We start from the raw sequence: 10,295 nt of genomic DNA, 5'->3' as shown, positions 1-10,295 counted from the left end.
GTGCCTGCGCTTGGGGGTGTTGGTGCCGCCCATCTCCTTGTACTTCTGGGCGCGCGCGGGGCCCTCAAGCTTGCGCATCTCCGCCTTGAGCTGGCTGACGACCGGGTCGCGCCCCCCGTGCGGGGCCCGGCCTATCTGGCGGCGCGCGACGCGCTCGCCGCCTACGGGGTGCCGTTCGCGGGCGCGCTGCCCGTACGCGACGCGGCGTCGGTGATGGCCGCCGCCGGGAGGCTGCGCGCGCCGTACGCCCTCAAGGCGGCCTGGCTGGAGCACAAGAGCGACCTCGGCGGCGTGGCGCTCGGGCTGGTGGACGCCGGGGCGGCGGTGGAGGCACTCGGAGCCATGGTCGCGCGGCTGGGCGAGGGCGATTACGTGCTGGAGGAGATGGACGCGCGGCCCGGCGTCGTCGAGCTGATCGTCGGCGGGCGGCGAGACCCGTCGTTCGGTCCGGTCGTGCTCGCCGGGCTCGGCGGCGTCCAGGCGGAGCTCTATCGCGACGTCGCGATAGAGCTCGCCCCCGTCACGCCGGCCCAGGCTCTGGAGATGCTGCGCGGGCTGCGCGGCCACGCTCTGCTCGCGGGCTGGCGCGGCCGTCCCCCGGTCGCGGTGGAGGCGGTCGCCGAGGCGATCGCGGGGGTGTCACGGCTGGTGGCGGAGCGCCCGGACGTCACCGAGTGCGAGGTGAACCCGCTTCGGGCCGCCCTGGACGGGGTACTCGCCGTGGACGCGCTGGCCGTGTTCTCATCCGGGCACCAGCCGTTTCCCGCCGGGACCCAAGCCAGGTTTCCAGCCGCGATCGGCCCCGGCGCCGCCTAGGTCTCCAGGCCGCGCAGGAAGGTGTCGCAGGTCGCGCGCATCCGGTCGCCGGTCATGTCTCGCGATCCGAGCAGCACCTGGATGGCCAGGCCGTCGATCATGCCGATGAGCACGTTCGCCGTGCCGACCGCGTCGCCGTCGCGGAACTGCCCTCGGTCCTGGCCGTCGCGCAGGATGTCCGCGACGACCCGCCGCCACTCGCCGTACACCCGCTCGTTGAGCTCGCGCAGGTCGGGCTCGCGCAGGGCCTCGTTCCACAGCTCGATCCAGACCCGCCACGCGAGCACGGTCTCGGGGTCGTCGCCGGGAAGGTAGGAGTCGACGAACGCGCGCAGCCGCGAGAGCGGATCGCCCGCCGCTTCCAGGATCGGACGGCGCCGGTCGAGCGAGCGCCGGAAGTTGAAGGCGAAGGCCTCGTGGACGAGGTCGCGCTTGGTGTCGAAGTAGTAGTGCACCGTGCCGTGGCTGGTGCCCGCCCGTTTGGCGACGTCGCCGATGCGCAGGGACCGCAGGCCCACTTCGGCCATCACCCGGCACGCCGCCAGCAGGATCTGCTCCCGGCGCTCCACCTCGACACTCGGACGCGGCATGGCTCCCCTGGTTCCGTCGTGATCGGCCGGACAACTATCGCACGGCGCGTCAGAGCCGGGGATCGATGTGGATCTTGGTCCCGTGGCCCCCCTCGTACGCGCCCGCGAGCACGTCGGCCGCCCGGTCGAGCCCGACGGTGTCCGCGACCAGGACGCCGGGCGTCACCCGTCCGTCGGCGTAGTGCTCGATGGCGGGCGCCAGGCCGGGAGAGCCGCCGAGAACGCCGATGGCGGTGACGTCCTTCAGCACCAGTTCGCGGGTGTCGATCAGGCTGGGCGTGCTGGACAGCCCGATATGGACGACGCGTCCGGACGGCCGCACGAGTTCCAGGGCGGCGGGCGGGGTGCGGGGGTCGTCGGTGCAGTCCACGATCGCGTCGAACGTCACCCCGGGCGGCTCGTCGCGCGTCCAGAAGCTCTCGACGCCGAGCTTGAGCGCCAGGTCCTGGTTGCGGCGGTCGAGCCCGAGCACGTGGACCTCGGCGCCCGCCGCCAGCGCGAACGCGGCCGTCAGCAGGCCGATGGTCCCCGGCCCCCAGACCAGGACGCGGGCCCCCGGGCCGGCGTTCGCGGCCGTCGCGGCGCGCCAGGCGTTGCCTCCGGGCTCCACGAGGGCGCCGGTCTGGTCGTCCACCGAGTCAGGGAGGCGGTGCAGGCTCGTGGCGGGAACGCGTACCTTCTCCGCCAGCGCGCCCGGCCAGCCGCCGAGGATGCCGACCTCGTGCCGGGCGGCGCACACGTACCCGTGCCCGGTACGGCAGCGCGGGCAGTCGCCGCACCCGAGCATGGTGTCGCCGATGACGCGGGCTCCGAGCCAGCCCTCCTCGACGCCTGAGCCCACGGCGGACACGACGCCGGACCACTCGTGGCCGGGGCGCAGGGGGAATGCCGCCTTGCCCTGGGCGTAGTAGGCCATCTTCCCGGTGAACAGCTCGACGTCGGTGCCGCACACCCCGACACGGTGTACGTCCACGACGACCTGCCCGGCGCCGGGCGCGGGGGCCTCCACCTCCTCGACCCCAGCCACGCGGGGCCCGCGCAGTACGAGGGCCCTCATCGCCGGCTCGTCTCGGGCATGACGGGAACCGCGGACCGGTCGGGTCCGCCGGCACGGGCCGGGACGACGCGCATGGGAACCTCTCCGCCTGGCCTGGGCCACAGCCGTCGGGCGATGGCTCAGGCCGATGTATTTCACAATGTAGACATACGCTCCAATTCGGGGAAGATCACCCCATGACTGGACAGCGAAGTCAGCAGTGGTACGCCGGCGACGACCGCAACGCCTACATCCATCGCGCCTGGATGCGCCGGGGGCTTCCCGGCCACGCCTTCGACGGCCGCCCGCACGTAGCCATCGCCAACACCGCCTCCGCGCTGACCCCGTGCAACGCCCACCTCGACGAGGTCGCGCGCGCCGTGGAGAACGGCATATGGGAAGCGGGCGGCGTGCCGCTGAACCTGCCCGTGGTCTCCCTCGGCGAGACCCAGGTCCGCCCGACCGCGATGCTGTGGCGCAACATGGCCGCCATGGCCACCGAGGAGATGCTCCGGGCCAACCCGATCGACGGCGTCGTGCTGCTCGGCGGGTGCGACAAGACGATCCCGGCGCTGCTGATGGCCGCCGCGTCGGTGAACCTGCCCGCCGTCGTCGTCCCCGGCGGCCCCATGCTCACCGGGACCTTCAGGGGCCACCCCCTCGGATGCGGCACCGACGTGTGGCGGCTCAGCGAGGAGGTACGGGCGGGCACGCTCACGCAGAGGGAGTTCACGGCGTCGGAGTCGTCGATGATCAGGAGCAGGGGGCACTGCAACACCATGGGCACGGCCTCGACCATGGCCCTGGTGACCGAGGCCCTCGGCATGTCGCTTCCCGGAATCGCCGGGACCCCGGCCCCCGACAGCAGGCTGCTCGAACTCTCACACGCGACCGGACGCCTGGTCGTCGGCATGATCGCCGAGGGCCGCCGTCCCAGCGATGTGATCACGCGCGGCTCGTTCCTCAACGCCGTCGTCACCCTGGCCGCGATCGGGGGCTCGACCAACGCCGTCGTGCACCTGCTCGCGATCGCCGGCCGCCTCGGCGTCGACCTCAGCCTCGACGACTTCGACCGGACCGGGGCCGGGGTGCCGCTGCTGGTGGACCTGCTGCCCGCCGGGCGTCACCTGATGGACGACCTGTACCGGGCGGGGGGCCTGCTCGCTGTGCTCCGCGAGGTCAGGGACCTGCTCGACCCGGAGGCGATGACGGTCGACGGCACTCCCCTGACCGAGCACCTCGGCGACGCGAGCATCTTCGATGAGGACGTCATCCGGCCCCGTGAGAGGCCGCTGCTCGAAGACGCGGGCATCGCCGTGCTCCGCGGCGACCTCGCGCCCCACGGAGCGGTGATCAAGCCGGCCGCGGCCTCGCCCGAACTACTGCGGCACCGCGGGCGCGCCCTGGTCTTCGACAGCGTCGAGGACGCCCGCGCCCGGCTCAACGACCCCTCGCTCGACGTCGACGAGACCTCGGTGCTGGTCCTGCGCGGGTGCGGGCCGCGCGGCTATCCCGGGATGCCGGAGGTGGCCAACCTCCCCCTGCCTCCCAAGCTGCTCGCGCGCGGCGTCAGGGACATGGTCCGGGTCTGCGACGGGCGGATGAGCGGCACGGCGTACGGGACCGTCGTCCTGCACGTCGCTCCCGAGGCGGCCGCCGGCGGGCCTCTCGGGCTGGTCCGCACGGGCGACCCCATCGTGCTCGACGTGGAGGCCCGGCGGCTGGACGTCGACCTGCCCGCCATGGAGTTCGCCGCGCGGAGCCCCTCGCCCGCCGCCGCCCAGGCCTTCGCGAACCCGTCGCGGGGGTGGGAGCGGCTGTACGTCGACCATGTCATGCAGGCCGACACCGGGGCGGACTTGGACTTCCTGCTCGGGTCGAGCGGCGACGAGGTGGCAAGGGAGTCGCACTGACCCCTTCCCCGGCAGGCAGCACACCATGACTGACCTGAGAAAATCTTGTCAGGCCAGGATTTACTCTTAGGAAAGTTTCTTACACAATTGTCCTCACCCCCCACAGAAGGAGCAGGACATGCGAAGAACGATCACTTTCCTCGCCACCGCGGTGCTCGCCATCGGGGCCACGGTGTTCGTCGCCTCCCCCGCCCTCGCCCACGGCTACATCTCCTCGCCGGCGAGCCGGCAGGCCATGTGCGCCCAGGGCCGCGTCCCCAACTGCGGTGAGATCATCTACGAGCCGCAGAGCGTGGAAGGACCGAAGGGCCTGAAGAGCTGCAACGGCGGCGTCGCCCGCTTCGCCCAGCTCGCCGACGAGAGCAAGAACTGGCCCGCCACGAGCGTCGGCAAGACCGTCACCTTCAACTGGGTGCTGACCGCCCGCCACGCCACCAGCACGTGGGACTACTTCATCGGCAGCACCCGGATCGCGCAGTTCAACGACCAGGGACGGCAGCCCGGCGCCACGGTGTCCCACACCGTGAACCTCGGAAACAGGACCGGCCGCCAGAAGGTCCTCGCCGTCTGGAACATCGCCGACACCGCGAACGCCTTCTACTCCTGCGTCGACCTCCAGGTCAGCTAACCCCGGCCCCTCCCGTACGGCCCCACCCGGCCCAACCGCGCGGGGCCGTACGGCGGGGCTAGGAAACGCGTCCGACTCCGCAGAGGAAGTAGGATTTCACCTTTTCCAGGACTGGCGCGACAACGGGAATGTCCGGCCGCCATTCGTGCAGGTTGACCATTCCCGGATCGACCAGGTCGAGTCCCTTGAAGAACGGCGCGATCTCCCCGCTCATCCTCGCGACGAACTGCGCGGAGGCGTTGTTGTAGACGCCCTCCACCCCGGGCGCGGCCTGCGGGCGCTCGTCGACGGCGACGTGCGAGATCGCCACGTAGCTGCCGGGGGCCAGCGCGTCGCGGATCGCCGCGATGATGCCGACCGGGTCGTCGCCGTCGGGGATGAAGTGGATGATCGCCAGCAGCAGCACCGCGATCGGCTGGTCGAAGTCGAGGTGGGCGCGCAGTTCGGGCCGGCCCAGGATCTCCGCCGGCCGCCGCACGTCCCCCTCCACGACGAGCACCTGCGGGCTGTCCTGCAACAGGGCGCGCGCGTGGGCGAGCACCTGCGGGTCGTTGTCGACGTACGCCGTGCGGGCGTCGGGGGCGACCTCGGCGGCCACCTGGTGCACGTTGCGCTGCGTCGGCAGGCCGGCACCGATGTCGAGGAACTGGCGGATGCCCTGCTCGGCGAGGAAGCGTACGGCCCTCGCGAGGAAGGCGCGGTTCTCCCTGATGCCGATGGGGATCTCCGGGACGAACCGCAGGACCTTCTCGGCCGCTTCCCGGTCAGCGGGAAGGTTGTCCTTGCCACCCAGGAAATAGTCATACATTCGTGCCGCATTGGGGGTATTTGGGTCGAAACCTCCCCCTATCGAGGCCGGATTCATCGCTGTCCTCTACTGGTCGGCACCACATGACGATCTTAACAACAAGTACTGAAATTTCAGCTTTTGGAGGAAGAACTTAATGCAGAATGTCATGATCTTCGCATGTCCACTCCCCCGACACGCCGCGTGCTGGGCACTCAGCTAGCCGACGGCATCACCAAAGGCAACATGTGGGCCCTGCTGTCGATGGCGACGGCGGGCACGGCGGTGATCTCCTTTCTCCCGTCCGCCCAGCCGCACATTCTCACCACGATCCTCGGCGTCCCCGAGTCCGCCCAGGGCACGACCGTCGGGCTCCTGGGCTTCGCCGCGGAGCTCGCGATGATCCTCAGCCTCACGTGGTACGGCGCGCTCGCCGACCGGTTCGGCCGGCGGCTGATAGTGATCCTCGGGATGCTGCTGTGCGCGATCGGCACCGCGCTGTTCCCGTTCGCGGGCGACACCGCCGTCCTCGTGGCCCTTCGCGTGGTGTTCGGGCTGGGGGTGGCCGCGCTCAACGCCATGATGTCGACCATCGCGATCGACTACGTGCGCACCCGGTCGCGCGGCAAGTCGTACGGCCTCATCGGCGTCTGCGGCGGGCTCGGCGCGGTGGTCGCCGTGCTGGTGCTGGTCAGGCTGCCGCAGATCCTGGAGGGCCGGGGACTCGAACCGGTGGCGGCGACCCGGCTGGCCTTCCTGCTGATCGCGGCCGGCATCCTGGTCGTCGCCGTGCTGCTGTGGCTGACGCTCTCCACGGCCAAGGTCAGCGCCACCGCCGAGCGCACCTCGCTGTCCCGTCTGGCGCGCGAGGGCCTCGTGCTCGTACGCGACCCGGGCGTCGCACTGTCCTACGCCGCGTCCTTCGTCGCCCGCGCGGACCTCGCCGTCGTCGTGGGGTTCATGACCCTGTGGATCGTCGACTTCGCGACCAACGAGCGCGGGATGTCGAGCGCGGAGGCGCTGGCCAGGGCGGGAGCCGTGGTGGGCGTCTCGCAAACCGTCGCCCTGGTGTGCGCGCCGCTGTTCGGCTGGCTGGGCGACCGGGTGCGGCGCGAGAACCTCGTCATCCTCGCCCAGTCGCTCGCGGCCGCGGCCTATCTGTCGACGCTGCTCATCTCCGATCCGCTCGGAGGCGGCATGATGATCGTCGCGGTGCTCGTCGGCGTGGGGGAGATCGCCGGGATCACGACAGCGGGCCCGCTGCTGGCGCAGCAGGTACCCGCCGACGTGCGGGGCGCGGCGTTCGGCGTGCACACGCTCTGCGGCGCCGCCGGCATCATGATCGTCTCCGCCGCCGGAGGCGCGCTCTACGACGCGTGGCGGCCCGCGGGGCCGTTCGTGGTGTCCGGCGTGTGCGGCCTGCTGGTCGTCGCCTTCGGCCTCGCCATCAGGCGGCGCGTCCGGCCGAGGACCGACGCCGACCTCGAACGGGAGGCCATGCCGGCGAGCTGAGGCGCCCGCGCCCACCGCCCGCGGACCGGCCCCTCCCAGTCACCGCTCTGCGAGTGCGGAATCCGGCCCTGAAATCCCCGAAAATCGGATCTTCCCGCCTGAGCCAGCCTGATCAACATCGAGATCCAAACACATGTTCCAGAAAAAGTGGCGCGTCGGCCCTTCCGATAACGGTCCCACCGGATGGATACTTACGCGCAGTCACCATGTCGTCGGAACGAGAAGAGATCGCGATGACCGTCCTGCTGGCCCTGGGAACCGCGAAGGGGCTGTTCCTGGCCCGAAGCGACGACGACCGCGCGTCGTGGGACGTCAGCGGCCCGCACTTCCCGATGACGGGGGTCTACGGCCTGTGCGTCGACAAGCGGCGTGCCACACCCCGCCTGCTGGCGGGCGTGACCAGCTCGCACTTCGGGCCGAGCGTCGCCTTCAGCGACGACCTCGGCGCCTCCTGGCACGAGCCCGCGCTGCGGCCGATCGCGTTCCCCGAGGACACCGGCACGGCGCTGGAGCGGGTCTGGCAGCTCACGCCCGACCCGGCGGGGCACCCCGAGCGCGTCTACGCGGGCACCCAGCCCTCCGCCCTGTTCGTCTCCGACGACGGCGGCGCCACGTTCGAGCTGGTACGGGCTCTCTGGGATCACCCACACCGCCCCCGGTGGGAGGCGGGGTTCGGCGGCCAGGCCGTGCACACCGTCCTGCCCCACCCCCTCGACCCGGAGGCGCTGCTGGTCGCCATGTCCACGGGCGGCGTCTATCGCAGCGCCGACGGCGGCGCCTCCTGGGCGGCCGGCAACGCCGGCATCCAGGCCACGTTCATGCCGGAGCGGTTCCCGGAGTTCGGGCAGTGCGTGCACAAGGTGAGCCGTGACGCCGTGAACCCCGAGCGGCTCTACGCGCAGAACCACCACGGGGTCTACCGCTCCGACGACGGCGGAGCCCACTGGGAGTCGATCGCGGACGGCCTGCCGAGCGACTTCGGCTTCACCATCGTGGCCCATCCCCGGCGCCCAGACGTGATCTACACCTACCCGCTCGTGGCCGACTCGATGCGGTTCCCCTCGGACCTGCGCTGCCGCGTCTACCGCTCGCAGGACGCCGGCAAGACCTGGGAGCCCCTGTCCGAAGGGCTGCCCTCCGGGCCGTTCTATCCGGTCGTGCTCCGCGACGCCATGTGCGCCGACGACGCCGACCCGGCCGGGGTCTACTTCGGCACCCGGTCGGGCGAGGTGTACGCCAGCCGCGACGAGGGGGACTCCTGGGCGCTGGTGGCCGCCCATCTTCCCGACGTGCTGTGCGTCCGCGCGGCGGTGGTGTGACGGGCGCCGCACGTTTCTTCCAGATGGCCGTGCGCACCGGGGGTGCGGCGAAAGGGATTCACCGCGCCGGCCAGGGGAAGTTGGTGTCCGCCGGGTGAGGTGGCGGCGGAGTGATCCGAGGGTGTGACGCGCGGCGACACCGCCCCTGGCGGCACATTGCGCGAGGACGAAGTGCACAGCCCTCAGGAATGAGAGAAAGTATGACGAACCCCGCCGCATCCCTGGTGAATTCCCTTTTCACCGCGAAAGCGTCCGCCGCCGCCGCGGCCCTCGCTTGCAGCGTCGCCATCGGCGGCCTCACCGCCCTCGCCTCCGGCACCACCTGGGACACCGCGTCCCGCGTCTCGGCCACGGGCACCACCTGGGACTCCCCGCCCGCCGGCACCACCGGCACGACCTGGGACTCCGCCCCGGCGCTCACCGCCTGACCATACGGACCCGGCGCGCACGCTCGGCCGTACGGACCCGGAGCGCACCGCTCGGTCGTACGGGCTCATGGCGTGGTGATCAGCCGTACCGGCTCAGCATGAACCGTCGTCAGCCGGAGGACGGCGATAAGGGTGGCAATAGCCCGGCTATTCATGGGATTCCCCTCTGTTCGCTGGTGGGAACGAAGAAGACACGACTTAATTCCGGGCCCCTGCGTGTGCGGTGGTCATTTCTCATCGGCATCTGTTCCTGAAACACTGAAAACGGCCGGAGCCAAATGCTCCGGCCGCACTCGAACCATTCAAAGAAAGGACCGTCAGCCCCAAGGCGTGTTGTGGCCGCCCGTGGGGGTGGGGGTGGGGGTGGGCGTCGGGGTGGGCGTGGGGGTGTCATCCGTGGTGACGGACGCGGTCTCGGCCATGGCCATGGTGCTGACAGCCGCTGCGCCGCCAACGCTGATGATCGTGCAAATGATGACCCGGGCGGCGATGGTCTTTACGAACTTGCTCATTTCAGCTGACCCCTCGTCAGTGGCGGCGGCTCACGTCCGTGCCGTTTTCCTGCTCGCAATGACGAAGGTATTTGGGGTCGCTATCCAGTCGTTATCGATACGCTTCTCGCCCGCCAAGGCCGCTTTACGACGGGATTTCGGGGCTTCCGATCATCCTGCGCGCGGCCGGAAGCGGCCGCGTGAGCGCGGGCCGACGGCCGGTGCCCACCGACACCGCACCATGCGGTGGGCACCGGCACGTCGGGGTCCTACTCCGGCCGCGGCCGGCGATGCCGGACCGCCGGTCGAGCGTGGCCGTCAAGCGACGACGCGTCGGGCCGGGAGCTCAGACGTGCGGTGGTTCAAAAGAGCGGTCGTGCGGGCAGCCGCCTCGCGGCACGGATACCGGACGTGGGGGCGGCTCAGGGCCACCAGGCCAGGCCCAGGAGGAACGACCGGTTGGAACCGTGAGAGTCCCCGCCGATGCCCTCCTCGCCCGGAGTCCGCAGGTCATTCGGGTCGCCTTCATCGCGCCGGCCCCGGACGGCGGGACCGCCCCGCTCGTCGGCCAGGTGCTCGCCGGCGCCGTGGCTTTCGACGGCTCCGTGGCCCTCAGACGTCACGACCCCGCCGTTCTCGTGGTTCTGCGAGGCCGCGGCGTCGCCGCTGTCGTGCTCTTCGGAGGTTCCGGCGTCGCCGGCCGCGGCCCTCTTCGGAGGTGGTTCGACTGGCGCTCAAGCACCACGGTCGCAGCCAAGAGGGTGGACGCTGAAGC

The 10,295-nt window shown here is 71.2% G+C and carries 11 protein-coding genes; 7 read left to right on the top strand and 4 right to left on the bottom strand.

Features of this window, described 5'->3' with window-relative positions; genetic code table 11:
* Positions 1–816 (top strand): acetate--CoA ligase family protein (locus AB0B89_RS31525; protein ID WP_358560072.1); only part of this gene is annotated, 816 nt, incomplete at its 5' end.
* On the opposite strand, the gene AB0B89_RS31520 is transcribed toward AB0B89_RS31525, so the two are convergent.
* Positions 813–1,406 carry a TetR/AcrR family transcriptional regulator gene (locus AB0B89_RS31520; RefSeq protein ID WP_358560070.1) on the bottom strand — a complete coding sequence of 198 codons (594 nt, stop codon included), beginning with the start codon at positions 1,404–1,406 and terminating at the stop codon, positions 813–815. The two genes, AB0B89_RS31525 and AB0B89_RS31520, sit on opposite strands and share 4 nt — an antisense overlap.
* 49 nt (positions 1,407–1,455) lie before the next feature.
* Positions 1,456–2,463, bottom strand: a complete 1,008-nt coding sequence (locus tag AB0B89_RS31515; protein ID WP_358560068.1) for an alcohol dehydrogenase catalytic domain-containing protein — start codon at positions 2,461–2,463, stop codon at positions 1,456–1,458.
* A gap of 176 nt (positions 2,464–2,639) precedes the next feature.
* Between AB0B89_RS31515 and AB0B89_RS31510 the strand changes: the two genes are divergently transcribed.
* Positions 2,640–4,355 (top strand): dihydroxy-acid dehydratase, encoded by a 1,716-nt coding sequence (locus tag AB0B89_RS31510; protein WP_358560066.1) that lies wholly within the window; start codon positions 2,640–2,642, stop codon positions 4,353–4,355.
* A gap of 118 nt (positions 4,356–4,473) precedes the next feature.
* On the top strand, positions 4,474–4,983 hold the full coding sequence (locus tag AB0B89_RS31505; RefSeq protein WP_358560065.1) for a lytic polysaccharide monooxygenase auxiliary activity family 9 protein: 510 nt from the start codon (positions 4,474–4,476) through the stop codon (positions 4,981–4,983).
* 58 nt (positions 4,984–5,041) lie between these two features.
* On the opposite strand, the gene AB0B89_RS31500 is transcribed toward AB0B89_RS31505, so the two are convergent.
* The gene (locus AB0B89_RS31500) at positions 5,042–5,848 is read right to left on the bottom strand and encodes an SAM-dependent methyltransferase (RefSeq protein ID WP_358560063.1); all 807 of its coding nucleotides are present in this window, start codon (positions 5,846–5,848) and stop codon (positions 5,042–5,044) included.
* A gap of 102 nt (positions 5,849–5,950) precedes the next feature.
* Here AB0B89_RS31500 and AB0B89_RS31495 point away from each other — a divergent pair, with 102 nt between their 5' ends.
* From AB0B89_RS31495 to AB0B89_RS31485, 3 genes are all read left to right on the top strand, one after another.
* Positions 5,951–7,282 carry an MFS transporter gene (locus AB0B89_RS31495; protein ID WP_358560061.1) on the top strand — a complete coding sequence of 444 codons (1,332 nt, stop codon included), beginning with the start codon at positions 5,951–5,953 and terminating at the stop codon, positions 7,280–7,282.
* 233 nt (positions 7,283–7,515) lie between these two features.
* Positions 7,516–8,601: an exo-alpha-sialidase gene (locus tag AB0B89_RS31490; protein ID WP_358560074.1), complete on the top strand. Its 1,086-nt coding sequence runs from the start codon at positions 7,516–7,518 to the stop codon at positions 8,599–8,601.
* Between the two features lie 200 nt (positions 8,602–8,801).
* Positions 8,802–9,029: a hypothetical protein gene (locus AB0B89_RS31485; RefSeq protein WP_358560059.1), complete on the top strand. Its 228-nt coding sequence runs from the start codon at positions 8,802–8,804 to the stop codon at positions 9,027–9,029.
* A gap of 317 nt (positions 9,030–9,346) precedes the next feature.
* Here the strand turns inward: AB0B89_RS31485 and AB0B89_RS31480 are convergent, their stop codons facing one another.
* On the bottom strand, positions 9,347–9,541 hold the full coding sequence (locus tag AB0B89_RS31480; RefSeq protein WP_358560057.1) for a hypothetical protein: 195 nt from the start codon (positions 9,539–9,541) through the stop codon (positions 9,347–9,349).
* A 446-nt stretch (positions 9,542–9,987) separates the two neighbouring features.
* On the opposite strand from AB0B89_RS31480, the gene AB0B89_RS31475 reads away from it, so the two are divergent.
* Positions 9,988–10,295, top strand: a 308-nt coding sequence (locus AB0B89_RS31475) for a hypothetical protein (protein WP_358560055.1), incomplete at its 3' end; no start/stop codon positions are given.

It is taken from the genome of Sphaerisporangium sp. NPDC049002 (genome assembly GCF_040649355.1).
Taxonomy (GTDB): domain Bacteria; phylum Actinomycetota; class Actinomycetes; order Streptosporangiales; family Streptosporangiaceae; genus Sphaerisporangium.
Note: the sequence above shows the minus strand (reverse complement) of the source record. Positions and strands in the feature narration are given on the sequence as shown.

Coding starts and splice junctions, on each gene's coding strand:
- AB0B89_RS31520 (WP_358560070.1), bottom strand. CDS start 1,406: ATGCCGCGTCCGAGTGTCGAGGTGGAGCGCCGGGAGCAGATCCTGCTG.
- AB0B89_RS31515 (WP_358560068.1), bottom strand. CDS start 2,463: ATGAGGGCCCTCGTACTGCGCGGGCCCCGCGTGGCTGGGGTCGAGGAG.
- AB0B89_RS31510 (WP_358560066.1), top strand. CDS start 2,640: ATGACTGGACAGCGAAGTCAGCAGTGGTACGCCGGCGACGACCGCAAC.
- AB0B89_RS31505 (WP_358560065.1), top strand. CDS start 4,474: ATGCGAAGAACGATCACTTTCCTCGCCACCGCGGTGCTCGCCATCGGG.
- AB0B89_RS31500 (WP_358560063.1), bottom strand. CDS start 5,848: ATGAATCCGGCCTCGATAGGGGGAGGTTTCGACCCAAATACCCCCAAT.
- AB0B89_RS31495 (WP_358560061.1), top strand. CDS start 5,951: ATGTCCACTCCCCCGACACGCCGCGTGCTGGGCACTCAGCTAGCCGAC.
- AB0B89_RS31490 (WP_358560074.1), top strand. CDS start 7,516: ATGACCGTCCTGCTGGCCCTGGGAACCGCGAAGGGGCTGTTCCTGGCC.
- AB0B89_RS31485 (WP_358560059.1), top strand. CDS start 8,802: ATGACGAACCCCGCCGCATCCCTGGTGAATTCCCTTTTCACCGCGAAA.
- AB0B89_RS31480 (WP_358560057.1), bottom strand. CDS start 9,541: ATGAGCAAGTTCGTAAAGACCATCGCCGCCCGGGTCATCATTTGCACG.